We start from the raw sequence: 25,393 nt of genomic DNA, 5'->3' as shown, positions 1-25,393 counted from the left end.
TCCCTTATCCCTCCTGTTTCGCCTGTTTTAACAAAGGATAGCCCAGCCGCTCTCTCTGTTCAATATAGGCCTGAGCGCTGAGACGGGCCAGGTTGCGCACCCGGGCGATGTAACCGGTCCGCTCGGTAACACTGATAGCCCCCCGGGCATCCAGCAGGTTAAAGGTATGAGAACACTTGAGGACATAGTCATAGGCAGGCAGGACAAACCCGGCCTCCAGCACCCGTTTGGCTTCCTGTTCATACATATCGAAAAGGCGGAAGAGCATGTCGGTATCTGCGATTTCAAAGTTATAATGGGAATGTTCCACTTCGCCCTGATGATGGACATCGCCGTAGGTGATGCCATTTACCCATTCGATGTCAAAGACATTGTCCTTTTTCTGAATAAACATAGCCAGGCGTTCCAAACCATAAGTAATCTCTGCGCAAACTGGACGGCAATCAATCCCGCCACACTGCTGGAAGTAGGTAAACTGGGTTACTTCCATGCCATCCAGCCAGACTTCCCAGCCCAGACCCCAGGCTCCCAGGGTGGGACTTTCCCAGTTGTCCTCCACAAAGCGGATATCATGCTGGGCTGGATCAATGCCAATAGCCCGCAAACTGTCCAGATAGATATCCAGCACATTATCGGGGCTGGGTTTGAGGATCACCTGATACTGATAATAATGTTGCAGACGATTGGGGTTTTCCCCATAGCGACCGTCCGTGGGCCGCCGGGAAGGTTCCACATAAGCCACATTCCAGGGTTCAGGTCCTAATGCCCGCAAAAAAGTAGCAGGATTCATAGTACCAGCACCCTTTTCCACATCATAGGGCTGCTGAATGATGCAGTTCTGTTCGGCCCAGAACTTATTGAGGGCCAGGATCATGTCCTGAAAATTCATAGCATCAACCTCCTTGTCAATCTAAAAAGCCCGTCCCCGGCCCATCAGGCCAGGGACGGGCTTGCTACCCGCGGTTCCACCCTGGTTGACCGCTAATGCGGTCCACCTCTTTAACTGCAGCTCCCAGGCGCCCTTCACCATCCCCCCTGACCGGGCTTCCACCCTCCCCGGTTCGCTTGGCAGGCTTAAAATGGTTACTCCTCCTGTTCCTCGCTGCGCAAATATGGAATGGTTGTACTTGAAGATTATTAAACAAAAAAATTGTTTTTTTGTCAAGTAGCCCCCTAAAATACCTCTTTTTATCCGTATTATTTGATGACAAATAGAGAAGCGGAGGGATGAAATATGAAAAACTCTGGAAAATTGCTCAGTATCGCTTTATCGACAGCCCTGGCAGTTACCACCCCTGGATTGACCTGGGCCGCCGAGACTGTGTCCAGTCCCCCGGTAATTCAACAATCTGCTGAGGCCGGTGTTACTCCTGACAGCTGGCTCTACCCTCTCGAGAGATTCCTGGAACAACTGCAATTAGCAATTACCTTTTCTGAACAGGCTAAAGCAGAATTATTAGCCACTCTGGCCCAGGAGCGTATGGCTGAAGCTAAAACGATGCAGGCAGCAGGGAAATATGATTTAGCAGTAAAAGCAACCGCTGACCTTGTAACAACTGTACAGACCCTGGAAAATATGCAAACTCAACTGCCGGCAGAAGTAGCAACAACAATTTCGCCCAAAATCCAAGAGGTAAAACAACAGAGTGTAGACACTCTCAACCAGGTATTAGCAAAAGCCCCAGATGAAGCCAGGGATAATCTCGAAGATGTTAAAGACCGTCTGGAATTAATTAAAGAATTTGTCAGTTCACACAAAGAATTACAACAAGCTAAACAGGAAGTTAAAGCAGCTGAAAAAGCTTTAAATGAAGCTATTAACACCAGTAATCCTGAAGCTATAGAAAAAGCACAAGAAAACCTGCAAGAGACTCAGGACAAGCTGAATGAAGCTATTGAAAAACAAGCAGAAGCAAAAGAAGAAATGAAAGAGAAAACCAAAAAAGAAACTGAAAAAGAAAAGAAAAAAGAAAATGATAGTATTAATAATGATGAAGATGAGAATAAACTTGAAACAGATACAACCATAGAAACGAAAACAGAAATATTAACAGAAACGGCGAACCAAAAAGATGACAAAGAGGAAAAAAACGGTGAAAATAATAATGATGAGACTCAAAAGGAATATAATGAAGAAGAGTCCAATCGCTAACCAGCCAAAAACGGAGCCGCTCCTTTTGAGGAGACCGGCTCCGTCTGTTATTCCAGGCTGTTATCTTTCATTATTTAATTCCATTTCCAGTCGATAACCTCGATTCAGTAAAGCAGAAATTCCCAGGGCCCCGATAAATGCCGCCCTGGCACTGGTTAAAGTTAAACCCAAAGCGGCTATTCCTGCTGCCGCCGGAAGTTCAGCCAGCACTTTGCCCTCTTTGCTAATCCGGATTTTGGTTTCCGCAGACCACTGCAGTACACTGCGCAAACGCTTCAAAGCCGGTTTTTTCCGCAGCTGGGGCCGTCGTTCTTCCAGCCAGATCAAGGCTTCTGCCAGGTCCCCTTTAGTCGCCTCCAGGGCCCGCCGGGCCTCCCGATAAGTCACCCCTGTTTTCTGCCGCAGAATATCCATTTTTTCGTACAGTTCCATTGCCATCCTGATTCCCCCTTTCATCCCCTAGTATAACCGGAGCCGAAAGGTCTATCAGGGGTCGCTGCAGTTTTATACCTTCCAAATGCTGGCTGGCATGTTCGGCCAGCAGCTGATGAATAGCCTCCAGTTCCGCGGCAGATACCTCCAGAGCAGCCAATTCCGCTGGCTGCAGATAAAAGAAACACCGCAAAAGCCTTTTCAACCGGGGTGAAAGCAAAACTGCTCCTGGATAGGGTGGGCCACAGCATTCCCCGCGCAGTCCTCCCGCAGCCAGGGCCCACCAGGATTTACCCGCCCCTAGTGGCCGCCGGCATTGGACACAGTGGTTAACCTCTGGCCTTAGTCCCAGCACCTGCAAAAACTGGGCTTCTACATAGGTTAAAACCAGGCTGGTATCTAAAGGAGCCAGCAAATGCAGAGCTGCCCCCAGCAATCGATACAGACGCGGGGCCGGTTGCCGCAGGGGCAGGACCCGTTCCCATAACCCCAGCAAATACTGGGCGGAAAGGAGCTTTTCCAGATCCTGTCTGAGCTCCGGAAAGGCAGAAATCAGCTCGCCCTGGTTCAAATGCAGATAATTTGAGCCTTCATAAAGTAAATAGCGGGCATGGATCAGAGGCTGAGCCAGGGCCCGGCGGCGGCTGGCTGCCTTCCTTACCCCTTTGGCTGCTACCTGCACTTTTCCCAGCTCGCGGCTAAACAGGGTCACCAGTAAATCCGCCTCGGACTGGGGTTTGACTGCCAGTACCAGTCCTTCTGTTTGAATCAGTGCCATTATCCTTCTCTCCGTTTCTTATCTTATTTTATATTTTAACAAAGAGAGCAGGATTATAAAACCCGGTGTTGAACTTTAAGATAAAGAAAAGGGAGGAGGAGAGAGAAATGGCGGAATTTTCCCGTACCATGCAGGCAGATTTCAAAAAAATCAGCTCTGAGGTTATCCAGGCTGAACTGAGCATCTGTGACCGCTACCATGACATCAGATTACTGTTATTCATTGGCTTACCGGACTATGAAATCACCAGGGTAGAGGCCAGCTTCCACCGTACCCCCAGCCCCTACTGCCCCCTGATTGAAACCAAACTAAAACAGCTGGTGGGAGTGCGGGTAGCTCGCGGCCTGAACCGCACCCTTAACCAGCTGTTCAGTGGTAGTGAAGGCTGTATTAACATGAAAAATCTGCTGGCAGCTTTTCTGCCGCTGGTCATCAATACTCACCTGGTCAGCGGTGCCAGCAGCGAGGAAGAAGCCCTGGAAACAGTGGCCAGGGAACTGGCCGGAACCTGTGTCGGCTATCCGCCCCGTCCCAGTGATTAGTAGCCACCGTTTACAGTCAATCCGGCCATAATGGCTACTCCGTTACTGGTACCGATGCGATTGGCTCCAGCAGCGATCATGGCCCGGGCCTGTTCTAAGTTGCGCACCCCGCCGGATGCCTTAACTCCGATGGTCGGTCCTACCGTCTTGCGCATTAATTCCACATCAGCCACAGTAGCCCCGCCACCGGCAAATCCAGTGGAAGTTTTGACAAAGTCTGCCCCGGCGTTTACCGCCGCCTGGCAGGCTTTTACTTTTTCCTCATCAGTGAGCAGGCAGGTTTCAATGATTACCTTGACGATAATCTGCCCCGCTTCCTTTTCCAGATTCCGGGCAGCAGCCACCACAGCCCGGATATCCTCCTCTACCAGCTGCCAGTCCCCGGCCTTAGCCGCCCCGATATTGATAACCATATCCACTTCCCTGGCCCCTTCCCGGATAGCCAGTTCTGTTTCCTGGGCCTTGATTTGAGGACGGTTGGCTCCTAACGGAAAACCAATCACAGTACAGACTTTGACCGGACTATCAGCCAGCTCTCTGGCTGCCAGAGCCACATAGGCGGGGTTGACGCAAACCGAGGCAAACTCATGCTCCCGGGCCTCCTGACAGAGCTTAATAATCTGTTCCGGTGTGGTTTCCGGTTTCAATAAAGTGTGGTCAATCATAGCAGCGATTTCTCTGGTGTTCATTTCGATACTCCTCCTTTGTAAGATGACAGATGTCTGACTTTTACACCCATAAAAGAATTAGACAAAAACTTGTCTAATCCTCCTCCCGGTAGCCAAATTGCCGTAAAATTTGTTCCCGGTTGCGCCAGTCCTTTTTCACTTTAACCCATAAATCCAGATAAAGTTTGGAACCCAGCAAATTTTCCAGATCCTGACGGGCCAGCTGTCCTACCTGTTTTAACATCCGGCCCTGATGGCCGACAATAATGCCTTTCTGGGATTCCCGTTCCACATAGATATTGGCCCGCACATACACCAGATTGCTGGACCGTTCCTTCATTTCCTCCACTTCAACAGCTACGGAATGGGGTACTTCATCCCGGGTCAGATGCAGGATTTTTTCCCGAATTATTTCTGCCACAATAAAACGTTCCGGGTGATCAGTTACCATATCCGGAGGATAATACATCGGCCCTTCCGGTAAATAGTTGAACAGGACTTCTACCAGCCGGTCCAAATTATCCCGGTAAAGAGCTGATACAGGGACGATTTCAGCAAAAGGCAGCAAATCACGGTAGGCTTCGATTATCGGCAAAACCGCCTGCTTATCAGGCAACTGATCGATTTTGTTAACTACCAGCAACACCGGAGTATTAACTTTCACCAGGTGCTCGATAATGAATTTATCCCCTGGTCCGGGCTGGGCAGTAGCTTCCACTACAAAGAGAATGGCATCCACTTCCTTTAAGGTTGAGAGGGCAGCTTGGTTCAATACTTCCCCCAGCCGGTGTTTGGGCTTGTGGATTCCGGGAGTGTCAACAAAAATGACCTGAGCGCTATCTGTAGTATAAATACAGCGAATTTTATTGCGGGTAGTCTGAGGCTTATCGGACATGATGGCCACTTTTTCCCCAACCACACTGTTCATCAAAGTGGATTTACCTACATTGGGTCGTCCGACAATGGCTACAAAACCGGAACGAAAAGCCATCTTACTCCTCCTTTCCTGCGGGCAATGCCCGGGGGCTGAAAAATCCCGGCAATAACTGGGCAGCCGTGGTTAGGCGGTAACTTCCGTCCGGTGCTGCCATTATCACCTGCAGGTCAGGGTTAAATTCCACCATCACCTGGCGGCAAGCGCCACAGGGGGAGCAGGGTTCAGCTATATCTCCCACCAAAGCCAGCGCCACAAAATCCCTTTCTCCTTCCGCAACAGCCCTGAAAATAGCAGTCCGCTCAGCACAATTGGTCAAACCATAAGAGGCATTTTCCACATTGCAGCCCTGATATATGCGGCCAGATTTACCCAGCAGCGCTGCCCCTACCCGAAAGTGGGAATAGGGTGCATAGGCCTTTTGCTGGGCGTTAATGGCTTCACTGATCAGCTGCTGGATTTGCTGTTCCGTTAGTTTCATGTCAATCCTCCTCTATCTGCTGAATAAAGCCAGTAGGCGGGGGCCAAATACCAGTAAGCCGACAAACATAGCGTGAATAGCTGCCAGCAACACCGCCCCGGCGGCCACGTCTTTGGCAATAGCTGCCAGACGGTGCCATTCCTGCCCGGCTGCCAGGTCTACCACCGCTTCTAAAGCGGTATTGACCAGTTCCAGGCAAATTACCATGGTAGCTGCCAGCCAGATCCATAAAAATTCTCCCCGGCTCAGGTGCAGGATAAAGCTAAAGGCAATCACCAGAATGAAAGCCAGCAGATGAATGCGCATATTGCGCTGGGTTTTAAGGGCATATAACAGCCCCTGCCAGGCACAGGCAAAACTCTGTAAAAGATTGCGGTTTCTCATACCCAATGCTCCTAACGGTGGATACCCAGGGCATTCAGTACTTCCCTCTGTGTTTCCAGCATCTCCGCTTCCTCGGCTTCAGTCTGGTGGTCATAGCCCAGGAGATGCAAGACTCCATGCACAGTCAAAAAAGCCAGTTCCCGCTTCAGGCTGTGACCATAATCCCGGGCCTGTTCTTCGGCCCTTTCCACCGAGATAATCACATCGCCCAGCACTTCTGTTTCCAGAGGGGAGGTAAACTCCGGCTCTTCTTCCAGCCGTTCGCGCTGGGCAAAAGACAGCACATCCGTAGGCATATCCTTGCCGCGGTAGTCCCGGTTGAGGCGGCGGATTTCCTCATCGTCCACCAGCACCAGGCTGACCTCTGCTCCTTCTGTACCTTCATGGATTTGCAAGGTGTATTCCGCCACCTGGCGGATTGTATCAAGCATTTCCGCTGTTATTTCCCGCTGGCTCTGGAGATTCTCGATCTGAATCGGCATTGGCACTGCCCCTTTCCAATCCTTTCAATTCTTCAGGATATTCAATGCGGGCATGGACTATCCCTTTTAATACCTTCATAAAGGCCTGAGCGATTTTTTCCAGATCCCGCAGGGTTAAATCACTCTCATCCAGCTGGCCATCAGTCAGTTTTTCCTTGATAATCTTGCGCACAAACCCTTCCAGAGGGCCCAGGCCTGCCAGCTGGCCAGCCTGCATTTTGGCTCTGACCGCTGCTTCAACGGAATCCGCCAGCATGACTATGGCAGCCTCCCGTGTCTGGGGTTTGGGCCCTGGATAGCGGTAGTCTTCTTCCTGTACCGTTTCCAGGCGGTCAGCCTCCTTGGCCCGGTGGTAGAAATAGCTGACCAAACAGGTGCCGTGGTGCTGGGCGATTATATCCAGTACTGCCTGGGGCAGGCGATATTTCCGGCCTAGTTCCACCCCATCCTTAACGTGGGAAGTAATGATCAGGGTGGATAGAGACGGTGCAATCCGTTCATGGGGGTTAGTTCCACTCATCTGGTTTTCGATAAAAAAGCCCGGTCGCTGAATTTTCCCCACATCGTGATAATAGGCACCGGCCCGGCAGACCAGAGAATCAGCCCCAATAGCATCGGCCGCTGCTTCAGCCAGATTACCGACGATAATGGCATGATGATAGGTGCCCGGTGCTTCCATCAAGAGCTCCTTCAACAAAGGGGCATTGGGATTGGTAATTTCCAGCAATCGCATGGGTGAAGTCAGGTCAAAAGCCGATTCCAGCAAAGGCAAAAAGCCTCCTGCCAGTACGGCACTGAGCACCCCGTTCACCACTCCATAGGCAATGGCCACTCCGGTCAGGGTAGGACTGACATCCGTTACCAGACAGACGGAGATAATCATCGCCACCGCTGATAGTGCCACATGCATCAGTCCTGTTTTCACCAGATCGGAACGCTGGGTCACCCGCCGCAGGCCATAGATGGCAAAAATGCCACTGACCAATCCCACCAGGGCAAAGCGCAGCTGAAATCCTGACAGCACTCCCAGCCACCAGTTCAGCAAAAGGGTAATTAACAGGGCCAGCTGGCTGTCCAAAAGGACTGTTATCAGCATGGAAGCCGCAGCTACTGGAACCATATAGGCACTCAGGACATTGATTTCAGGTCGGTCACTGAAATTGAGGGCCAAAAAGCCCCGAATAATCAGGAGGCTGATCAACCCTATCAGTGCCAGCAGGGAAAGCTGTTTCTCATTGTGATACAGATCAGGGCGAAAATAAATCAAATAGGCCAGAGTCAGGGCAAAATTGAGAGCCAGCATCAAGGCAATGCCCAGCAAAACCGGCCAGGTGGACTTAGGCCGCATCAATCCCACTGCCTGTAGTTTCTCCAGGGTTTCCTGGGTTACTCTTTCCCCCTTGGAAATGATCAGCTCATTTTGCAATACCGACTTGGTTACCGGCGGCACAGCCTGTCGGGCCTCATTGATGCGCCGTTTGGTTTCCTCCTGGTTGATAATCAGATTGGGCCGCAGGATATTGGCCGTCAGCCGCACCAGTAAGTCCCGGTATGGTTTTTTCAGTCCCAGGTCGCCTATTTGGCGGCGAAGCCGCTCTTTTTCCGTTTCCAGCTTGTCTTCTGGCACGCCCTGGGTCATGGCCTGGCGCAATAGCTGCAGAGCCTGTTGCTCCAGACTGTCAATAGTCCGGTCATCGGCCGTTAACAGCATTTCGATTTCCTGGTCCTGAACCTGGATGGTCAGGGTTTTTTCCACCAGCAGACGCTTGTCCGTCAAATTCAGCTGGGTCTGTTGCCGGGCCTGGCGAATCTGGTCAAAGAACCCGGTTACTTCTTCCTCCAGTTTACTGGCTACCGTTACATTCTGGTCATAAACCGGCACGATAGTGGCAGCCGCTGCCTGCCGCCTGGCTTCGGTGGCTTTCTCATCCACATAAACCACACTGCTTGGTGAAAAAATGTTTTTTGGTGCTACCTGCCCTACTTTCAAATTAATGTTATCAGGCAGAAAATTAACACTGAGGACGACAAAATAGGCCAGGAAAAAAAATCCGGCCAGCAGTGCCCGGCGCACTTCTTTTTGTTCCCACAGCTTCCTGACATATCCCCGTAACAAGAGGTTGCGTAACTGTTCTTGCCAGTTCATTGCTATTCACTCCGTTCGTTACGCCGCCGATATGCCTCCACAATTCGCTGCACCAGCGGATGCCGTACTACATCTGCTTCTGAGAGATAACAAAAACTTATCCCTTCGATTCCGCGCAAAATCTGCTGAACCTCCACCAGGCCGGAAAACTGGCCCCGGGGCAAATCGATCTGGGTGATATCCCCGGTGATCACTGCCCGGGAGCCTAAGCCCAATCGGGTCAGAAACATTTTCATCTGTTCCGGTGTAGTATTTTGCGCCTCATCGAGTATGATAAAACTGTCTTCCAGGGTTCTTCCCCGCATATAAGCCAGAGGTGCCACTTCAATAATGCCCTTCTCCAGATAACGCTGGGTAATTTCTTGCCCCAGTAGATCATAAAGGGCATCATAGAGAGGCCGCAGATACGGGTCCACTTTTTCCTGTAAATCCCCGGGCAAAAAGCCCAGTTTTTCCCCCGCTTCCACCGCCGGGCGAGTGAGGATAAGCCGGCTGACCTCCCGCCGCCGTAAAGCCAGGACTGCCATCACCACCGCCAGGTAAGTCTTGCCCGTGCCGGCAGGCCCGATACCGAAAACCACATCATGCTGCTGGATCGCCTGTAAATAGGCCTTCTGGCCATTGGTTCTGGGCCGCACCGCCTTGCCCCTGGCATTGTGCAAGATTACTTCTTGACTCAAGAGGGCACTCTCTTCCGCCCTGCCCTTTTTCACCATGCCGATAACCTGCAACACATCCTGGCTGGTTAAAACCTCCTGTTGTCGCGCCAGCTGGGTTAACTGGCCAAAAACCTGCCGTACCTGGCTGACTGTCTCCTCTTCCCCGCGGATGGTGACAGTATTGCCCCGGGCTGCCAGCTGGACTGGAAATTCGCGCTCCATCAGGGTCAGATGACCATCCAGCTGGCCAAAAATCCGGGCTGCCTCACCGTTATCGCCGAATATCACTTTTTCTTCTACTGTCCTGACCAATTATTCAATCCTCCTCAACTCTCCTATGGGTTCTCTGGTCTCCACAATTATTCTGCCTTTTACGGTACTATTATTGCCGGAATCCAGCAAGGTAAACGATTTCTGCAACACCTCGGCTCCGGCCGGCAGCTGGCTGGCAATTTGCTGCCAGGCTTTTTCCCGCACCAGAGTTTCTGCCTCTGCTGCTGTCAGCTGTTTGCGCCTGGTCAGCAGCTGTTTTTGTTCAACAGTAATTAATTCGACACCGGGCAGCGGATTCCTTCTCTTTTCCGCGGTAACCCTGGGGCCAGAACTGCGATTATTTTCCCACTGCCATAAAGTATAGCTGTGCCCGCGCAGATTTACAATCACTTTCCGTCCGATTACTTCCCCCGGTTCCTGCCAGCTCAGCTCCCGTTCTGTTTCCACAATAGCCTCATACCAGACCCGGGCCCGCACAATCCCCTGAGCCTGTACCTTTTTCGGTTCCGGCGGGGGACTATCGGGAGTAGTGGGCACCGGGGGAGTTAATACCCCATCAATCAGGATATCTCCTGGTTTGACAGTATCCCCTTCCTTCACCCGGCCTTCCCCGCTGAAGACCAGGATTTCACAGATAACCCCTTCTTTATTAGCCACCAGTGAAGCCGGTCCCTCGATAGCTACCTCCTTTTCCGGTGGCAGTTTTTTTTCGGCCACCCGAATCAGGGCCCGGGTTCCTTCAAAATCGATTTCCAGCCAGGCCAGCTGGGGAAACTGCAGTAACAGCTGTTTTTCCAGCCGTTCCAAAGGCAGCTGTTTCTTCCACACCCCGGGCTTTAAGCCCTGGGCCTCTGCCGCGCGCAATAATTGTTCCCGACTCAGGTTTTTGTTACCCACCACATCAACCTGCCAGACAAAACTCGCCCCCAGATAGAGGACAAAAACAAATAATAACGCCCCATAGAGCAGCATTTGTCTTTTTTTCAAGGCACTCCACCAGAAGGGCAGGCCCCGGCGAGCTGCTATGCCCAGTTGCAGATTAAGTCTTCGGCGCAAATGGCGCAGCGCCAAAAACCCGGGGAGAGAGACCTTGGCCAGGGCAGACCCATCCTTTAAGCGGACAATATCCCATAAATAAATACCCCGGCTCACAGCCATATTCAGCAGCCGTTCCAGCCGAGGCCCGCGAATGCGAATAATCACATATCCCCTTAACCAGGCCAGTATTCTCTGTACCAGCATCTCTTTTCCCCCCTACTCCAGAAACTCGATACCGGTAATCCAGCCTTCCACTACCGCTTCTTCCGGCAATATTCCCCTTAATACCAGATCCTTGCCTTTCAGCAGCAATTGTCCCTTCTCCAGCTGAAAGCGAACTCTTTCCGGACTGTATTCCACTACCCCCCGATGGTTTTCCAGAATGGCCTGTACCTGGCCAGAGACAATGATTTTGGGCAAATTCAAAGTCACATCCCGGGGTAAATCCAGAATCTGGTTCAAATTCTGCCGCCAGTTCTTCCAGGACATAAAAATCCCCTCCTTTGTCCTCATCCATATTTATGAGGACAGGAGGGGTTATATGCCTGCCTGTTACCTGCCAAAAAACCATTTCCTGCCTTTACAGGGTCCCAGAATCTCCCGGGCCAGAATCGCCTGGCGCCAGTCCTCCCGTTGCCATTCCCGGGGCTCCAGCTCTTGCTCCCGCCTGGTTTCCCGCTGGCTTTGCTTTTCTTTTTTCCTTTTCTCCATCCAGACCTACTCCTTTCCCGCTTCCGGCTGGCGGGGTCCAGCGATACTATCCCGCATGCGGGTATCAGCCAGCAGGTTCTGCAGGGCATAATAGTCCATCGCCCCCAGCCTTCCTTCCCGTAAAGCCTGGGCCAGGGCCCGTGGTACCTCAGCTTCCGCTTCTACCACTTTGGCCCGCATCTCCTGCACCATCGCCTTCATTTCCTGTTCCCGGGCCACCGCCATCGCCCGTCTCTCTTCCGCCTTGGCCTGGGCAATCCGCTTATCCGCCTCAGCCTGGTCTGTCTGCAACTGTGCCCCTACGTTGCGCCCCACATCCACATCAGCAATGTCGATGGACAATATCTCAAAAGCTGTCCCGGCATCCAAACCTTTGGCCAGTACCGTACGGGAAATCAGATCAGGGTTTTCCAGCACCGCCTTGTGGGATTCACTGCTGCCCACCGTGGTTACTACCCCTTCACCCACCCGGGCGATGATGGTCTCTTCCCCCGCACCGCCCACCAGGCGGTCGATATTGGCCCTTACTGTCACCCGGGCGATGGCTTTTACCTCGATGCCGTCCTTGGCCACCGCTGAAATCAGGGGGGTTTCAATTACTTTAGGGTTCACGCTCATCTGTACAGCCTGCAGAACATTGCGACCGGCCAGATCAATGGCCGCAGCTCGCTCAAAAGCCAGAGGAATATTGGCCCGTTCCGCCGCAATCAGGGCATCCACAACCCGGTCCACATTGCCTCCGGCCAGAAAATGGGCCTCCAGCTGGTTGACACTGAGGTCCAGCCCGGCTTTACGAGCCTTGATCAGAGGGTTGACAATCTGGGCCGGCGGTACCCGGCGCAGCCGCATCCCGATCAGGGTAACAATTCCCACCGGCACTCCAGAAGCCAGGGCACTAATCCACAAACCCAGGGGAATAAAACTAAAAACAACGATGATGATAAAAAAGAGCAAAACAAAACTCAATCCCAGCCCAAGACCAGCTATTTGGGGTAAATACATATTTCCATCCTCTCCTTTCCCTGTTCTTTTACAATTATATCCGATTTGTTATACATATAACAACCATTTTTTGTCTTGCGCAGAGAACAGCACTGGTATATAATAAAATCAAACAGAAAGATCATTCGGTGGAGGTTACGAGTTTGAAGAAAACGACTCCCGATACGGAGATCAAAAACAAAATTTACAATGTAGCGCGAAAACTGTTTGTGGAAAAAGGCTATCATCGTGCCAGTATTCCCGATCTGGTCAGGGCGAGCGGCGTCAGTATCGGAGCTATCTACCACCACTTTCCCTCCAAGGAAGAACTGGCCCGAACCATCCATGAAGATGCGGTAAACCTGTTTCTGAACAAATATGACTGCTATGTCCGCCCCCGGCAATCAGGGCGCGAAAAGGTGAGATATTTTGTCAAAATGATGTTTGAATGGGCGGACACGGATTTGATCACCGTAAATTATCTATTACACGCCCGTCCCCCGGAAGTGCTTAACTGTAATTTTACTATCTGTACCGCTGAAGGTTTGGAAGCGGTCAAAGAAATTATCAGCTGTGGTCAGGCTTGCGGTGAGTTCAAACCTGTTAATCCCATATTGCTGGCCGCCATGGTTTCCGGCCCCATTATGAGAATGATCGAACTGAAAACTGACGGTGTCATTACCGAACCGTTGAGCAACCTGATAGATGAGACAGCGGAACTTATTTTCTCTGCCCTTAGAGCTTAAAATATTTTTCACATATACAGAAAGATTATTCTTTCTGTATATGTGATTAAATACACAATCAATATAAGCGGAGGAGGTAGAATTATGCAAACCCTAAAAGACCTTTTTGGTAACCGTTTTCGGGACAATCAACTGGAACGGCTTTTGTACAGCCATGACGTCGGAGTGCTGCCAGCAGCAGTGAAAAAAACCTTCAATTCCATGCCTTCTGCAGTAGTGCAGCCGGAAAACAAACAGGAATTAATCGATTTAATGAAGTGGGCCAATGAAACCAGAACTCCGTTAATCCCCCGCGGTGCCGCTACATCAGGCTTCGGCGGAGCCATTCCCACCAAAGGCGGCGTAATAGTGGACCTGATCCGCATGAAAAATATCATCGCTTTTGATCCGGAGCAACAAACTATTACTGTCGAGCCAGGTATTGTCTGGGAAGAGCTGGATAGTTTTCTTGCCTCCCGCGGATATACCCTCAGGCTATATCCCTCCAGTTATCCCGGTTCCACTGTTGGCGGTTGGACAGCTCAAGGAGGAACAGGACTGGGCAGCTATCGCTACGGCAGTTTTAAAGATAATCTGGTGGAGGTAAAAGCTATCCTTGGCGATGGCACAGAAAGAACATTCTCTCTGCAAGACCTGGATTTGATTTACGGCCTGGAAGGTATCACCGGAATTATTTACGAAATTACTTTGAAAGTAATGAAGCAAAAAAATGATTTTCCCTTTGCCGCAGTATTTAACAATCTTTTGCCCTTACCCGAGCTTGTCAAAGAACTGGAAAACCATAATCTTCCTGTCTGGAACATAACAGTGCTGACACCAGAATTTATCGCCTTACATCAAAGCGCTACCCGGGAAAAGGTGTTACCAGAGGATAAATACCTGGTCAATATTGTTTTATCCTCTCCTGATGAAAAACAGGTCGATATAGCGCAAACACTGATTGCCCGGGCCGGTGGTCAGCTGCTTTCTTCCGAAGCTGCTCACCATGAATGGAATAACCGTTTCTATACCATGCGCCTGAAAAGACTGGGGCCTTCCCTGATTGCGTCAGAAGTAATAGTACCCCTGGCAAAAGCCGCTGAATTTATTGGTGAAGTGGAACACAAATTCAAAGGAGAATTTGCTTTCGAGGGTACTTTCGTCGGGCAAGATGCCATTACCTTTTTAGGTCTGATGCCGGCTGATGAACGCAAACTCAATTTCCCTCTGCTCTATGCCAATTCCCTGATCATCAATGACATTGCCACCAAACTGGGGGGTAAAATTTTCGCCCTGGGCATGTACTTTACCGATTACGCCGAACAGCTACTGGGAAATAACCTGTTAAAACAGATAGTGAAGTTCAAGCAAGAAACCGATCCCCAGGGCATCCTTAATCCTGGAAAAATTCTTCCCCCCGGTCTGGATAAAAATTCACCCCTTAAGATGTTAAATACCGCCATAAAAGGTGCTACCATGGGTAAATCCCTATTAGGCGGGTTAACCAGCCTGCTCGGCGGAAATTCAGCTAAAGATCATATCGAGGAAAAAGCCAAAGGTCCCTTTTCCGGTGCTGTGTTGGCCGAAAGTTACATTTGCGCCCAATGCGGTTTCTGCCGTACTAACTGCACCGTATTTATGCCCGACCCCTGGGAATCCAATTCACCTAGAGGAAAGTGGTATATCCTGAACGAATATGCCAAAGGCAATATCGATCTGGATGAGACAGCAGTGACCGCCCTGTTTAACTGTACTACCTGTAAAAAATGCGATCTGGTCTGTCAGACCCTGTTACCCAATGCCCACCGGTGGCTGGAAATGCGACCTGCCGTCAATCAGGCCGGTTTTATCAACACCGGGCTTGAGTTAGTAAAAGATAATGTAGTTAACAGCGGTAACTTCTGGGGCGTGCCGGCAGAAACCAAAAGCTGGATTACCCCTGAAATCAAGTACGAGGAAGAAGGGGAAATAGCCTACTGGCCAGGCTGCTGGGCTTCCATTATCATGAAAAACATGCCGCAGAATATTGCGCGCATTATGAACAAAGCAGGAGTGCCTTTCGTCTATCTTGGTGCTGATGAAGGATGTTGCGGACTTTATCATGCTTTAGGTGGGTATATGGAAGAGTTCGGGGCCAAAGTTAAGGCCAACTATGAAAATCTGAAAAAACGAGGGGTTAAAAAATTACTCCTGTCCTGTCCCGGCTGTTTTGCCACCTTTACGGAAAATTATCCGGAGATGGCTCACCATCTGGGAATTGACTGGGATATTGAAACAGAACACGTGACGGTTTTCCTTAACCGCTTGTTGCAGGAAGGAAAATTGCGCTTCACCAAACCCATCAACGCTAAAGTTACTTACCATGATTCCTGCCACTGCGGGCGCTGGTTTAATATTTATGAAGAACCACGGGCAATCTTGAAAGCCATTCCCGGGATTGAACTGATTGAAATGGAGCATAACCGCGAAAAAGGCCTTTGTTGCGGTCTGGTCGCTTCCTTCCAATCCATTCCCACTGTCGGCTATTCCGGACAAAAACGGATTAATGAGGCCACAGCCACCGGAGCCGAGTACATTGTAACCAACTGTGCCGGTTGTGGCTCACAAATGAACTTTACTTCCAATATGCTCAACGCCAACGTCAAGCAAAAAGATATCACCGATTTGGTAGCTGAAGCCATGGGAATTGAAGAAATCTATGACCCAACAGCTGCGATTGCAAGCTATATGGAAGCCGCCATCAAACTGTTAACCCCAGCCTGCATAATGCTGAAACAGAAATACCATAAATAAAAAAGGCTATGAGAAAACCCGAGCCTTTATGGCCCGGGTTTTTCTTTTCTCACTACAATCCTTTGTCCCTCGACCTTGATTACTGTCACCTTTACACCTCCGGGGAGGTACTCCCCTTCTGAGACTACATCCACCACCTGGCCAGCTATTTCCACCTTGCCCGCCGGACGCAAAGGCGTCAGCGTCAGCCCGCTTTTTCCCACTAGTTTCTGCCAGGAAGGATCAGGGGCCAGATAACCGGCTTTGCTTTCCTGGTTATCGGTGAGAATGAGCTGATTCAGCAATCTTTTTTCTTCCATCCGCCGCCAGGCCCAGTAGAGAACAACGGCAGCAACCAGAATAGCCAGAGCCAGAGCAGCCAGCACCGCTCCCGGGGCATGCAGGGCCAGATAAAGGGCAAAGAGCATGAACAGGATACCCGCCAGTCCTACCAGCCCAAAACCAGGGATAACCAGGATTTCCACCAGTAAGGCCAGGAACCCGATCATGAAGATCAATAGCGCTTCCCAGCCGTTAAGATAAAACGCAGGATAAGGCAATTCCCTCTCCCTCCCTCTAGGTGAGCAATCGACTGAAATAGCCAATGAATTTTTTAATATCAGCAAGATTTTCAGTAATTATCTGATATAGCTCTTCCGGTGTTATATCAATGTAACCATGAGCCATACGATTGCGATATCCGGCCAGCCCTTTAACTCTTTCTGCAAAATCCGCCGGAATTACCCCCAGCTTACCCAGTTCATCAATAATTTCCCGATAGGTACCCGGCCTTTTCTGTCCATTTTTGACAATAATATGTGAGCCAGCATCCAGAATTATATTTAAAGCAATATATAGATTGGCAAACACGATATCGCTATTGCGTTTGTCTGCTAAAAATTCCTCTTTACTCAGCTTTGCCATTTCAGCAAGATTAAAATATCTTTCCTTTAAATTTTCTAAATAGGCAAACAGGCGCGTTGAATTATAGACCACTTTCACCACCTCCGAACTCTTCCTTCAGGTTTTCCAGTAAATCCCTGGTCATTTGTTGCCAGACTGGTTCAAAATCCAGCCAGCGACGAACCACCATTTCCTCGAAATCAGTCCGGAAGTCCCAGTCAGTTTCAAAAATGACTTTACCATCATATACTATTTCCTTCTGCAAAACCAGAGGGGCATCATGTAAAAAAACAATGTCAACTTTATCAGTTTTAAGGATACCCGTAACATCAGCAATTAAGCTCATTTTTTCCTGCAACCCTGGATATGGTTGCTTAAATAAAAGAGCCAGGTCCCAGTCGCTATCCTCTCTGGCCTCACCGCGCGCCCGTGACCCAAACAGCCAGACCGCCACTACTTTATTTTTTTTCCACAATGGATGTAATAAAGCCAGTTCTTCCATCCTTCTCACCGCCTTTGCTACCATTATACCTGAAACAGGGGAAAAATGCCATTTTTTCAAACTTTCCATTGAATAATCATTCAAGCCCGTTCACCCAAATTTTCAAATTGTTTGTCAATTCTACTATATACCATTTATATGCTCATAACTTCCATTCAGGATTTATTTTTTTTTATTACCGGAAATTGTACCGCTTTTTTTCTCTTTATGGCTTACAATTGATAACAGGAAATAACAAATTCAGGAGAGCTCTCCGGAAGGCAGGGGCCCGCCTTCCTCAAAACAGGAGGTGTGTGAAATGGCTAATTCATCCCGCGGCTGGGTTGTGACCCTGGCCGGGACGGGTATCAATCTGGCCCTGGGCGTGCTATATGCCTGGAGCGTCTTTGCCAAAGCTTTAACTGAACAGTGGAACTGGAGCAAAACCCAATCCTCTTTACCTTATACCCTGGCCATTCTGGTTTTTGCCCTGATGATGATTCCCGCCGGGCGCTGGCAGGATAAAGCCGGCCCCCGAATTGTAGCTACGGTCGGTGGCATCTTGACTGGTAGCGGCCTGATTCTGGCCAGCTTTTTCGATTCAGTAATGGGGATCACCATTTCTTTCGGCCTGTTAGCCGGGGCCGGCATAGGCCTAGGTTATGCCGCCGCCACCCCCGCTGCCGTCAAATGGTTTCCCCCGGAAAAGAAAGGCTTGATCACCGGGATTGTGGTCAGCGGTTTTGGCCTTGCTTCCGTCTATATCGCCCCATTGACCAACTACCTGTTAAAAGTATATGGAATCAATGATTCTTTCCGGATCCTGGGCATCGCCTTTCTGCTGGTCGCCACCCTGCTGGCCCAGCTGTTGACTAACCCGCCCGCTGATTACAAAGCTCCCGTGGCCAGCCCTGCGGGCAAACCCCAGAATACTGCTCCTGCTGTTAATGACTACAGCTGGCAGGAAATGCTGAAAACCCGGCAGTTCTATTTGCTCTGGCTCATGTTTGCCTGCGGCTCCCTTGCCGGGTTAATGATTATCGGCCATCTTTCCAAAATCGCCAAGGTTCAGCTCAATATCCAGTGGGGTTTTGCCCTGGTGGCTCTGCTGGCCATTTTCAATGCCGGAGGGCGAATAATTGCCGGGATCCTCTCTGATATTATCGGCCGTACCCGCACCATGCTGCTGGTCTTCGTGCTGCAGGCAATTGTCATGAGCCTGTTCGCCAAACTGAACACTCTGTCCCTGCTGGCCGCCGGCGCTGCCCTGGTTGGCTTCAATTACGGGGCCTGTCTCTCCCTCTTCCCCTCTGCTACCGCTGACTATTTCGGCACCAGAAACCTGGGGCTGAACTACGGGATTGTTTTCACCGCCTGGGGAGTAGGCGGTATGGTGGGACCGTTACTGGCAGGCTGGGTAGCCGATACCACCGGCACTTATACTTATGCCTATTATATCGCTGCCCTGCTCTGCGTCCTGGCCGCCGGCCTGTCTCTGGTGACGCGGGCTCCCCGCTCTGTCGCCCTTTTAGGCCAGGAAGAAAAACATGTGGCTTAGGGTGCTTAAGCTCAGAGATTAAAAAGGAAAAGGGGCTGAAAAAGCCCCTTTTTAACATTGATTAAGGTTCTTGTCCAGGCAGAAAGCTAAATTCTTCACCGGTTATTTTCCACTTACCATTTTCTTTAACCAGGCTAAATACATAATGTCCGCCATTTTCTGGCCTGAATTTTTTACCATTTGCCTCGATAAATTCTGACCAGGTGGTAATATCAGCCTGGGCAGTGGCTGAATCTCCATTGATAGTAATCTGAACGTTTTCGACTTTAGAGTAGCCGCCACCCCTGGCTCTGAACTTTTCCAGCTCTTGTTTGTCAACAGCTTGTTGTAAGGCGCTAATACGTTGTATAAGTAAGGGAGATTTGGAGCTGTAGATTTCCATCAAGCTGGATGTAATCTTATCATACATTATTCTTTTTACTTGATCAGGAATTTTTTCCTGGGGGGTTGATGCCTGAGGTTCAGGGAGTACTGGAAGAGACTGGCTTAATTCAACAGATTTTAAAATTGTCTGGCGAATCTCTGCCTGGTCATCGGCTGTATTTTTATCAACAAAGCCCAGACCTCCCCATATTATGACTAAGGCGGATAAGACAATAAGAGTACTGATAAATAAACTTTTCTTTGTAACTTGCATTATCTATTTGTCCCCTTTTCAAAAAGGTCTCATATCATAAATTACGGTGGTAGTCCATTTGGAATTGTAAGGGCGTAAGTGCCAAATGGCATGATATCTGTCAGTAGTATGCTGGTCTTGTAAATTACCAACATAACCGGAAGTAGGATCAGTCCCGTATCCTACCACAATAGCTGCATGGTCTTTAGAACCATCGTTATTCCAATCATAGAAAAGTATGTCACCTTCCTTCATATCAGAAGGTGTGGTAGGTTGCGGAGGATTCCATGAGTTAATCCAGGAGCCAGCTGGATTTTCTCTTAGGTAATTATAAAAGTGACTTGCTACTGACCAGGTTGTGGTATAATCCCATCCCCACCACCGTTTATATATATACCACATAAAATACTGGGATGATCCTGACTCATCAAAGGGTTTACCAGCACCCGTAGGGTCATGGATAGCCTGAGAAACAAAGTTTGTACAATCGTTATCAAATGATGGATAGTTAGAGTTTCGACTTTTTGCCCACTTTTCAGCATATGAAACAGCGCCTGTACTGTTGTATGCATGAACATGAGGGCTTAAAGTAAATATAAAAATTAAAACGACCAAAGTAATAGCCCAAATATAGGATTTACTTAAAATGCCACCTTTCAAATATAATCTCCCCCAATTCTTTGAAGTTTTTTGGGGCCCCGTAAGTAATAATAAAAAAAAACATTGTCAACTAATATTTTCCAAAAAGTTTCGTCAAATAACTTGTTTATCTACTACAATTCGACTTACGAACACTGGAACAGGCATTATGGAAGCGAAAACTACTTGAGGGAGAAATTAAACCTGTTATCAGAACAGATAATGGTCCACAAATCAAATTTCGTATTTTCCAGGAAAAACATTCTAGAAGCAGAATGCTTAAGCTTGTATGAGTTCCAAACATATGCCGAAGCCTACAAAGTAGTAAGTGATTTTATGAAATTTTATTAGATTGAGAGAAAAATCAACGAAAACTTGAGAATTTAAAAGTATGTATCCAAAATTAGGGGGTTAGCCCGTCCATTACTACCCCATTGACCATTACACCGGCCTGAAGATAACAGCGGATGAGCTTTAGCCCCGCTTCTTAAGCTACGGCTACTGCTACCTTTGCCGTTCGGGACTTCCACCCTATAGACAACGCCCATGCCGGGCGCACATCAAAAGCCCGGGATCTTCGATCCCGGGCCTGTTTTTATCCCAGATATTCCTTAACCAGATGATTGACCAGTTTGCCATCGGCCCGGCCTTTAATTTTCGGCATCAGATAGCCCATGACCTTGCCCATTTCCTTAGGCCCCTGGGCCCCGGTAGCTGCGATGGCTTCCTGGATCAGTTGCCGTAACTGGTTTTCATCCAGCTGTTCTGGCAGGTAAGGCAGCAGGACTGCCACCTCTGCTTCCAGCTGCTGGACGATATCCTCACGGCCAGCCTTGCGGTACTCCTCCATGGCATCCCGCCGCTGTTTGACTTCACGGGCAATGACTTCGATGATTTCCTCTTCCGTCAATTCCCGCTTTTTTTCAATTTCTGCGTTCTTGATAGCTGATTTGGCCATGCGAATGGTGGAGAGGCGGACTTTCCCGGCTTCCTTGGCTTTCATGGCCTCTTTCATATCAGCTGTCAACCGCTCTAACAGGGACATAAGGTAACCCCCTTAATTAGCGGAACTTACGCTTTCTGGCAGCTTCGGACTTCTTCTTCCGTTTAACACTGGGTTTTTCATAGTGTTCCCGTTTTCTCACTTCAGAAAGAACCCCGGCCCGCTGGCAGGATTTCTTGAACCGCCGCAGGGCGCTGTCCAGGGATTCGTTTTTACCCACGCGAACTTCAGACATCTGTTTCCCTCCCCTCCACTGGCACCCTAGCGCTAATTAAGCGCCTTGCCTATTATATCCTACAATACAAAGGGGTGTCAATAACCCCATTTAACCCGGCGGCCAGCCAAAGGGACGCCCGGCTAACAGGTGGTAGTGGAGGTGGAAAACAACCTGACCCGCATCCTTCAAATTATTGGTTACGAGTCGAAAACCCTTTTCCTCCAAACCCAGGTCCTTGGCAACCCGTCCGGCGACAAGCTGAAGGTGTCCCAACAGTGCTTCGTCAACTTCATCCGCAGCCAGCAAATGAGGGATGTGCTGCTTGGGAATAAGCAAAAGATGAATGGGTGCCACCGGGTTAATATCGTGGAAAACCAGCACTTTTTCATCTTCATATACTACTTTGGCCGGGATTTCCCTGTTGACGATCTTGCAAAAAATGCAGTCCTGCATAGTACACCTCCTTCCGCCGAATACTGGTTGCAACACTATATAATTCGCTATTTACCACAACAAATCCTGCTTATTGTCGCAAAAAATTTACAATCTTTCCCCAACCAGATAATCTCCACGCCATCCGATGAGGCGAACAGAAATTAGCTGTCCTCTTTCCTCTGGCCGGGCTGGTAACAAAACCCGTAAATAATTGGCGGTCAGGCCTTCCCAGAAACCGTCTTTATATTCCTGTTCCACCAGCACTGCCTGGATTGTTTCAAGAAAACGCTGTCCATAATTGCGGGCCAGCTGTCGTCCCAGCTGGTTTAGCTCTTTCACCCGCTTTTCCTTCACCGCTGCCGGAACCTGGTCTGTCCGTTCTGCAGCAGGAGTTCCCTGACGTGGTGAGTAAGGGAAAACATGCAAGCGGGCAAAACCCATCTGGCTGATAAAGTCTTTAGTTGCGGCAAAGTGTTCCCCTGATTCCCCGGGAAATCCCACAATCACATCGGTAGTTATAGCCGCCTGGGGCAAAAATTCCCGCACCACTCCCAGCAGGCGGGCATACTCATAGGTGCTGTAATGGCGGTTCATTTCCCTTAAGGTTACATCACAGCCGCTTTGCAGGGGGATATGTAGATGGGGACAAACCTGTGGATAATCTGCCATTATCTCTAACAAGGCCGGTGTCAGGTTAGTGGGCTCAATAGAGCCCAGGCGTAAACGGCGTATGCCTGTTTCCCGGCAGATTTTTTCCACCAGCCAGGCCAGGTCGCCCTCGCCGCCTTCCCGGCCATAGGCCCCGATACAGATACCGGTCAGAACCACTTCCTGATAACCCCGTTCCACCAGGGCCTGGATTTCCGCCAGCACCCGGGCTGGCTCCCGGCTGCGCTGGGGTCCCCGGGCATAGGGGATAATACAATAACTGCAGAAATTATTGCAGCCTTCCTGGATTTTGACAAAAGCCCGGGCCCGCCCCTCCTCTAGAACGGGAGCGATTTCCTCAAAAGCCGCTGCTTCCATGATATTCTCCACCCGGGCCAGAGGTTCCGTACCGGCGCGGGCTTCTTCCACCAGCTGCACCAGCTGCTGGCGGTCGCGGGTGCCCACTACCAGGTCTACACCCTCGATGGCCAGCACTTCCCCTGGAGCCGTTTGGGCATAACAGCCAGTCACCACCACCAGCCCACCCCGGCGGGCAGCCCGCCGGATCAACTGGCGGCTTTTGCGGTTGCTGAGATGGGTAACAGAACAGGTATTGATGATATAGACATCTGCCGGTTGTTCAAAATCCACTACCTGGTAGCCGGCCTGACGAAAGAGGGAGGCCATGGCTTCACTTTCATACTGATTGGTCTTGCAGCCCAGAGTAGCAAAAGCTACTGTTCGTTCAGCCATTAGGCTCACCTCCTAGGTCGCCCCAGAGATACTGGATCAGACTGATTGCAGTGATAGCCGCCGTTTCTGTGCGCAAAATCCGAGGCCCCAGGCTGATGCTGATGGCCCCCTTTTCCAGGGCCGCTGCTGCTTCCTCCGGGGTTATCCCTCCTTCAGGGCCAATGATGACAAAGACGCGGCGGGGGCCAGGAACCGGCAGAGTAGCAGCCAGCTGCCTTAACCCCCGGCTTTGCTCTTCTTCCCAGGGCAGAAGTAGCAGGTCCCCTGCCTGGATTTGCGGCCAGAGCTGTTCCCAGGTTGCAACTGGGTCCACTTCCGGCACCAGCCCACGGCGGCATTGTTTGGCCGCTTCCCGTACGATCTTGCGCCAGCGTTCCACCCGTTCGGCGGCTTTATTGCCTTCCAGCCTTACTACCGTCCTGGCCATAACCAGGGGGATAAAGCGCTTGACCCCCAGCTCTGTACCTTTCTGCAGTACCAGCTCCATTTTTTCCCCTTTGGGTAGCCCCTGAACCAGACAGATTTCCAGAGGGGATTCGGATAGGTCAGGCTGACGCTCCTGCCTGCGGGCAAACACCCTATCTTTAGCAATTTCCACAATTTCCCCGGAATATACATAACCATCACCGCAGACGGCCTCCAGCAGCTCTCCCGGTTTGGCCCGCAGCACCCGGGCCAAATGGTAGGCATCGTCCCCGGTGATGGTAATATACTGTTCACCGATTTGCTCTGGTTGGACAAAAAAGCGGGTCATCTCCTATCTCCTTTCGGCCAGCATAGCTACCCAGCCGCTATCCCGCCAGGTTTCCACTATAGTCAGGCCACTGACCTCCAGGGCAGCCCTGACCTCCTGTTCCCTTTCCTCGATAATGCCGGAACAGAGGAACCGGCCACCAGGCAGCAGGTGTTCCTTTACTGCCGGTGTAACCATGATGATGATATCAGCGATAATGTTGGCGATAATCAAATCCGCGGGCTCGGCCACTGTATCCAGCAAATTGCCTTCTTCCACCCGGACAATATGGGTGACATCATTCTGGTCGGCATTTTCCCAGGCCACCTTGACCGCCGTTTCATCCAGATCGATGGCCAGGACATCTTCTGCCCCCAGTTTAGCGGCCACGATGGCCAGCACGCCAGAACCGGTGCCCACATCATAGACAACTCTGGGACCGGGGAAAAGTTTTTCCAGGGCCCGGATACACATGGCAGTAGTGGGATGGGTTCCGGTGCCAAAGGCCATCCCCGGATCCAGTTCTACCACGATCTCCCCATCCTGAGCCTGATAATCCTCCCAGGTGGGTTTGATCACTATCTTCTCTCCTATTTTTTCCGTTTTAAAATATTTTTTCCAGGAGGTCGCCCAGTCCTGGTCATCAACCAGGGAAAAGGCCAGTTCACAATAGAGTCCGGGCAAATGATAATGTTTCAGGTCATTGACCGCCCGCTTCACATCTTCCACCTGGGCGGCCAGCTTTGTTCCTTCGGGCAGGTAAGCCTTGACCACCACCAGATCGGGATCACCCGCCTCTTCCTCGGGAAATTCATAATAATCCCAGCGTTTCTCCTCAATGTATTGCCATTTCAACTGCGGGTCTTCGATGATTACTCCATTGGCTCCAGTCTCATGTAGAATATTGGCTACCGCTTCCACTCCATCCCGGTGGACAGTCACCTGAATTTCCTGCCACTTCATTTGCCCAACCTGGTTCAAAAAACTTGACTGTTTTTATCTCCAGCCAAGTTGGCCCCCAGACCAGGATTTCGCCTCCTTTCCGAATACTTGATTTACCCCCGCGGGGCAGGGCGACAGGGGACCTCGGCCCGGGAGTTCCACCCGGACGGGAGTACTGCACCGGTTTATGCTGACCTCCCGGTGGGAGTATAACTCCGCCTCCCGCGTCCTGTTAGGACGCCTACCGGTTTGTCCGACACCGGCTAAACGGGGTCACCGTACGGACAGGGCCAATAACTTCAGGTCA

At 50.4% G+C, this 25,393-nt stretch carries 30 protein-coding genes; 5 read left to right on the top strand and 25 right to left on the bottom strand.

All coding sequences use genetic code 11. The annotated features are described in order from the left end of the window. Positions 1–4: 4 nt before the first annotated feature. Positions 5–889 carry a glycine--tRNA ligase subunit alpha gene (glyQ, locus tag B5D20_RS04315; protein WP_078664998.1) on the bottom strand — a complete coding sequence of 295 codons (885 nt, stop codon included), beginning with the start codon at positions 887–889 and terminating at the stop codon, positions 5–7. Positions 890–1,234: 345 nt separating this feature from the next. On the opposite strand from glyQ, the gene B5D20_RS13635 reads away from it, so the two are divergent. After that, positions 1,235–2,152 (top strand): DUF5667 domain-containing protein, encoded by a 918-nt coding sequence (locus tag B5D20_RS13635; protein ID WP_107758349.1) that lies wholly within the window; start codon positions 1,235–1,237, stop codon positions 2,150–2,152. 60 nt (positions 2,153–2,212) lie between these two features. Here B5D20_RS13635 and B5D20_RS04300 read toward each other — a convergent pair whose 3' ends face one another. Next, complete coding sequence (locus B5D20_RS04300; protein ID WP_159071823.1) at positions 2,213–2,590, bottom strand: DUF4342 domain-containing protein; 378 nt, start codon at positions 2,588–2,590, stop codon at positions 2,213–2,215. Then, entirely contained in the window at positions 2,499–3,362 is an 864-nt protein-coding gene (gene recO, locus B5D20_RS04295; RefSeq protein ID WP_078664994.1) for a DNA repair protein RecO, read from the bottom strand. The genes B5D20_RS04300 and recO overlap by 92 nt, the downstream gene beginning before the upstream one ends. Positions 3,363–3,469: 107 nt before the next feature. On the opposite strand from recO, the gene B5D20_RS04290 reads away from it, so the two are divergent. Continuing rightward, the gene (locus B5D20_RS04290; RefSeq protein ID WP_078664993.1) at positions 3,470–3,904 is read left to right on the top strand and encodes a DUF2889 domain-containing protein; all 435 of its coding nucleotides are present in this window, start codon (positions 3,470–3,472) and stop codon (positions 3,902–3,904) included. Here B5D20_RS04290 and deoC read toward each other — a convergent pair. From deoC to floA, 11 genes are all read right to left on the bottom strand, one after another. Beyond that, complete coding sequence (gene deoC / locus B5D20_RS04285; protein WP_078664992.1) at positions 3,901–4,593, bottom strand: deoxyribose-phosphate aldolase; 693 nt, start codon at positions 4,591–4,593, stop codon at positions 3,901–3,903. The two genes, B5D20_RS04290 and deoC, sit on opposite strands and share 4 nt — an antisense overlap. Before the next feature lie 73 nt (positions 4,594–4,666). Then, a complete protein-coding gene (gene era, locus B5D20_RS04280; RefSeq protein ID WP_078664991.1) occupies positions 4,667–5,563 on the bottom strand; it encodes a GTPase Era in 897 nt (298 codons plus the stop codon). Between the two features lies 1 nt (position 5,564). Next, on the bottom strand, positions 5,565–5,987 hold the full coding sequence (locus B5D20_RS04275; protein ID WP_078664990.1) for a cytidine deaminase: 423 nt from the start codon (positions 5,985–5,987) through the stop codon (positions 5,565–5,567). 12 nt (positions 5,988–5,999) lie between these two features. Continuing rightward, positions 6,000–6,371, bottom strand: coding sequence for a diacylglycerol kinase family protein (locus B5D20_RS04270; RefSeq protein ID WP_078664989.1), 372 nt, complete (start codon positions 6,369–6,371; stop codon positions 6,000–6,002). An 11-nt stretch (positions 6,372–6,382) separates the two neighbouring features. Further along, positions 6,383–6,853 carry an rRNA maturation RNase YbeY gene (gene ybeY / locus B5D20_RS04265; protein ID WP_078664988.1) on the bottom strand — a complete coding sequence of 157 codons (471 nt, stop codon included), beginning with the start codon at positions 6,851–6,853 and terminating at the stop codon, positions 6,383–6,385. After that, the gene (locus tag B5D20_RS04260; RefSeq protein ID WP_078664987.1) at positions 6,795–8,999 is read right to left on the bottom strand and encodes an HD family phosphohydrolase; all 2,205 of its coding nucleotides are present in this window, start codon (positions 8,997–8,999) and stop codon (positions 6,795–6,797) included. The genes ybeY and B5D20_RS04260 overlap by 59 nt, the downstream gene beginning before the upstream one ends. Positions 9,000–9,001: 2 nt before the next feature. Then, positions 9,002–9,970, bottom strand: a complete 969-nt coding sequence (locus tag B5D20_RS04255) for a PhoH family protein (RefSeq protein ID WP_242946657.1) — start codon at positions 9,968–9,970, stop codon at positions 9,002–9,004. Further along, positions 9,971–11,173 carry a sporulation protein YqfD gene (gene yqfD, locus B5D20_RS04250; RefSeq protein ID WP_078664986.1) on the bottom strand — a complete coding sequence of 401 codons (1,203 nt, stop codon included), beginning with the start codon at positions 11,171–11,173 and terminating at the stop codon, positions 9,971–9,973. Between the two features lie 12 nt (positions 11,174–11,185). Then, on the bottom strand, positions 11,186–11,458 hold the full coding sequence (gene yqfC, locus B5D20_RS04245) for a sporulation protein YqfC (RefSeq protein WP_078664985.1): 273 nt from the start codon (positions 11,456–11,458) through the stop codon (positions 11,186–11,188). A 63-nt stretch (positions 11,459–11,521) separates the two neighbouring features. Continuing rightward, positions 11,522–11,680 carry a hypothetical protein gene (locus B5D20_RS13820; RefSeq protein WP_159071822.1) on the bottom strand — a complete coding sequence of 53 codons (159 nt, stop codon included), beginning with the start codon at positions 11,678–11,680 and terminating at the stop codon, positions 11,522–11,524. Between the two features lie 6 nt (positions 11,681–11,686). Further along, positions 11,687–12,682 carry a flotillin-like protein FloA gene (gene floA / locus B5D20_RS04240; RefSeq protein ID WP_078664984.1) on the bottom strand — a complete coding sequence of 332 codons (996 nt, stop codon included), beginning with the start codon at positions 12,680–12,682 and terminating at the stop codon, positions 11,687–11,689. A 143-nt stretch (positions 12,683–12,825) separates the two neighbouring features. Between floA and B5D20_RS04235 the strand changes: the two genes are divergently transcribed. Together B5D20_RS04235 and B5D20_RS04230 are read left to right on the top strand one after the other, a co-directional pair. Then, on the top strand, positions 12,826–13,407 hold the full coding sequence (locus B5D20_RS04235) for a TetR/AcrR family transcriptional regulator (RefSeq protein WP_078664983.1): 582 nt from the start codon (positions 12,826–12,828) through the stop codon (positions 13,405–13,407). A gap of 84 nt (positions 13,408–13,491) precedes the next feature. Continuing rightward, entirely contained in the window at positions 13,492–16,179 is a 2,688-nt protein-coding gene (locus B5D20_RS04230) for an FAD-binding and (Fe-S)-binding domain-containing protein (RefSeq protein WP_078664982.1), read from the top strand. Between the two features lie 26 nt (positions 16,180–16,205). Here B5D20_RS04230 and B5D20_RS04225 read toward each other — a convergent pair whose 3' ends face one another. From B5D20_RS04225 to mntA, 3 genes are read right to left on the bottom strand one after another with little or no spacing between them, the layout of a single operon-like run. After that, positions 16,206–16,718, bottom strand: coding sequence for an NfeD family protein (locus B5D20_RS04225; protein WP_078664981.1), 513 nt, complete (start codon positions 16,716–16,718; stop codon positions 16,206–16,208). A gap of 16 nt (positions 16,719–16,734) precedes the next feature. Continuing rightward, on the bottom strand, positions 16,735–17,163 hold the full coding sequence (gene hepT, locus B5D20_RS04220; protein WP_143311794.1) for a type VII toxin-antitoxin system HepT family RNase toxin: 429 nt from the start codon (positions 17,161–17,163) through the stop codon (positions 16,735–16,737). Next, positions 17,144–17,563 carry a type VII toxin-antitoxin system MntA family adenylyltransferase antitoxin gene (mntA, locus tag B5D20_RS04215; protein WP_159071821.1) on the bottom strand — a complete coding sequence of 140 codons (420 nt, stop codon included), beginning with the start codon at positions 17,561–17,563 and terminating at the stop codon, positions 17,144–17,146. Before mntA ends, hepT begins: the two co-directional genes overlap by 20 nt. Before the next feature lie 298 nt (positions 17,564–17,861). Between mntA and B5D20_RS04210 the strand changes: the two genes are divergently transcribed. Beyond that, on the top strand, positions 17,862–19,100 hold the full coding sequence (locus tag B5D20_RS04210) for an L-lactate MFS transporter (RefSeq protein WP_078664978.1): 1,239 nt from the start codon (positions 17,862–17,864) through the stop codon (positions 19,098–19,100). A 61-nt stretch (positions 19,101–19,161) separates the two neighbouring features. On the opposite strand, the gene B5D20_RS04205 is transcribed toward B5D20_RS04210, so the two are convergent. The 8 genes from B5D20_RS04205 to prmA all read right to left on the bottom strand — a co-directional run bounded on the left by B5D20_RS04205 (position 19,162) and on the right by prmA (position 25,107). Then, positions 19,162–19,737 (bottom strand): nuclear transport factor 2 family protein, encoded by a 576-nt coding sequence (locus B5D20_RS04205; RefSeq protein WP_078664977.1) that lies wholly within the window; start codon positions 19,735–19,737, stop codon positions 19,162–19,164. A gap of 18 nt (positions 19,738–19,755) precedes the next feature. Then, positions 19,756–20,376 carry an amidase domain-containing protein gene (locus B5D20_RS04200; protein ID WP_200803463.1) on the bottom strand — a complete coding sequence of 207 codons (621 nt, stop codon included), beginning with the start codon at positions 20,374–20,376 and terminating at the stop codon, positions 19,756–19,758. 574 nt (positions 20,377–20,950) lie between these two features. Next, the gene (locus tag B5D20_RS04195) at positions 20,951–21,400 is read right to left on the bottom strand and encodes a GatB/YqeY domain-containing protein (protein ID WP_078664976.1); all 450 of its coding nucleotides are present in this window, start codon (positions 21,398–21,400) and stop codon (positions 20,951–20,953) included. 16 nt (positions 21,401–21,416) lie between these two features. Continuing rightward, positions 21,417–21,593, bottom strand: coding sequence for a 30S ribosomal protein S21 (rpsU, locus tag B5D20_RS04190; RefSeq protein WP_078664975.1), 177 nt, complete (start codon positions 21,591–21,593; stop codon positions 21,417–21,419). A 90-nt stretch (positions 21,594–21,683) separates the two neighbouring features. Continuing rightward, positions 21,684–22,028: a histidine triad nucleotide-binding protein gene (locus tag B5D20_RS04185; RefSeq protein ID WP_078664974.1), complete on the bottom strand. Its 345-nt coding sequence runs from the start codon at positions 22,026–22,028 to the stop codon at positions 21,684–21,686. Between the two features lie 87 nt (positions 22,029–22,115). Next, on the bottom strand, positions 22,116–23,411 hold the full coding sequence (gene mtaB / locus B5D20_RS04180; protein WP_078664973.1) for a tRNA (N(6)-L-threonylcarbamoyladenosine(37)-C(2))-methylthiotransferase MtaB: 1,296 nt from the start codon (positions 23,409–23,411) through the stop codon (positions 22,116–22,118). Next, the gene (locus tag B5D20_RS04175) at positions 23,404–24,165 is read right to left on the bottom strand and encodes a 16S rRNA (uracil(1498)-N(3))-methyltransferase (RefSeq protein ID WP_078664972.1); all 762 of its coding nucleotides are present in this window, start codon (positions 24,163–24,165) and stop codon (positions 23,404–23,406) included. Before B5D20_RS04175 ends, mtaB begins: the two co-directional genes overlap by 8 nt. A 3-nt stretch (positions 24,166–24,168) precedes the next feature. After that, positions 24,169–25,107 carry a 50S ribosomal protein L11 methyltransferase gene (gene prmA, locus B5D20_RS04170; protein ID WP_078665068.1) on the bottom strand — a complete coding sequence of 313 codons (939 nt, stop codon included), beginning with the start codon at positions 25,105–25,107 and terminating at the stop codon, positions 24,169–24,171. Between the last annotated feature and the right edge of the window lie 286 nt (positions 25,108–25,393).

The organism is Carboxydocella sporoproducens DSM 16521, from assembly GCF_900167165.1.
Taxonomy (GTDB): domain Bacteria; phylum Bacillota.
The sequence above is the reverse complement of the archived record's forward strand: the minus strand, read 5'-3'. Positions and strand labels throughout refer to the sequence as shown.

Coding starts and splice junctions, on each gene's coding strand:
- B5D20_RS13635 (WP_107758349.1), top strand. CDS start 1,235: ATGAAAAACTCTGGAAAATTGCTCAGTATCGCTTTATCGACAGCCCTG.
- B5D20_RS04300 (WP_159071823.1), bottom strand. CDS start 2,590: ATGGCAATGGAACTGTACGAAAAAATGGATATTCTGCGGCAGAAAACA.
- yqfD (WP_078664986.1), bottom strand. CDS start 11,173: ATGCTGGTACAGAGAATACTGGCCTGGTTAAGGGGATATGTGATTATT.
- era (WP_078664991.1), bottom strand. CDS start 5,563: ATGGCTTTTCGTTCCGGTTTTGTAGCCATTGTCGGACGACCCAATGTA.
- glyQ (WP_078664998.1), bottom strand. CDS start 889: ATGAATTTTCAGGACATGATCCTGGCCCTCAATAAGTTCTGGGCCGAA.
- mtaB (WP_078664973.1), bottom strand. CDS start 23,411: ATGGCTGAACGAACAGTAGCTTTTGCTACTCTGGGCTGCAAGACCAAT.
- B5D20_RS04275 (WP_078664990.1), bottom strand. CDS start 5,987: ATGAAACTAACGGAACAGCAAATCCAGCAGCTGATCAGTGAAGCCATT.
- B5D20_RS04195 (WP_078664976.1), bottom strand. CDS start 21,400: ATGTCCCTGTTAGAGCGGTTGACAGCTGATATGAAAGAGGCCATGAAA.
- floA (WP_078664984.1), bottom strand. CDS start 12,682: ATGTATTTACCCCAAATAGCTGGTCTTGGGCTGGGATTGAGTTTTGTT.
- B5D20_RS13820 (WP_159071822.1), bottom strand. CDS start 11,680: ATGGAGAAAAGGAAAAAAGAAAAGCAAAGCCAGCGGGAAACCAGGCGG.
- B5D20_RS04230 (WP_078664982.1), top strand. CDS start 13,492: ATGCAAACCCTAAAAGACCTTTTTGGTAACCGTTTTCGGGACAATCAA.
- mntA (WP_159071821.1), bottom strand. CDS start 17,563: ATGGAAGAACTGGCTTTATTACATCCATTGTGGAAAAAAAATAAAGTA.
- B5D20_RS04290 (WP_078664993.1), top strand. CDS start 3,470: ATGGCGGAATTTTCCCGTACCATGCAGGCAGATTTCAAAAAAATCAGC.
- B5D20_RS04185 (WP_078664974.1), bottom strand. CDS start 22,028: ATGCAGGACTGCATTTTTTGCAAGATCGTCAACAGGGAAATCCCGGCC.
- B5D20_RS04270 (WP_078664989.1), bottom strand. CDS start 6,371: ATGAGAAACCGCAATCTTTTACAGAGTTTTGCCTGTGCCTGGCAGGGG.
- B5D20_RS04210 (WP_078664978.1), top strand. CDS start 17,862: ATGGCTAATTCATCCCGCGGCTGGGTTGTGACCCTGGCCGGGACGGGT.
- ybeY (WP_078664988.1), bottom strand. CDS start 6,853: ATGCCGATTCAGATCGAGAATCTCCAGAGCCAGCGGGAAATAACAGCG.
- rpsU (WP_078664975.1), bottom strand. CDS start 21,593: ATGTCTGAAGTTCGCGTGGGTAAAAACGAATCCCTGGACAGCGCCCTG.
- B5D20_RS04205 (WP_078664977.1), bottom strand. CDS start 19,737: ATGCAAGTTACAAAGAAAAGTTTATTTATCAGTACTCTTATTGTCTTA.
- yqfC (WP_078664985.1), bottom strand. CDS start 11,458: ATGTCCTGGAAGAACTGGCGGCAGAATTTGAACCAGATTCTGGATTTA.
- B5D20_RS04175 (WP_078664972.1), bottom strand. CDS start 24,165: ATGACCCGCTTTTTTGTCCAACCAGAGCAAATCGGTGAACAGTATATT.
- recO (WP_078664994.1), bottom strand. CDS start 3,362: ATGGCACTGATTCAAACAGAAGGACTGGTACTGGCAGTCAAACCCCAG.
- deoC (WP_078664992.1), bottom strand. CDS start 4,593: ATGAACACCAGAGAAATCGCTGCTATGATTGACCACACTTTATTGAAA.
- prmA (WP_078665068.1), bottom strand. CDS start 25,107: ATGAAGTGGCAGGAAATTCAGGTGACTGTCCACCGGGATGGAGTGGAA.
- B5D20_RS04260 (WP_078664987.1), bottom strand. CDS start 8,999: ATGAACTGGCAAGAACAGTTACGCAACCTCTTGTTACGGGGATATGTC.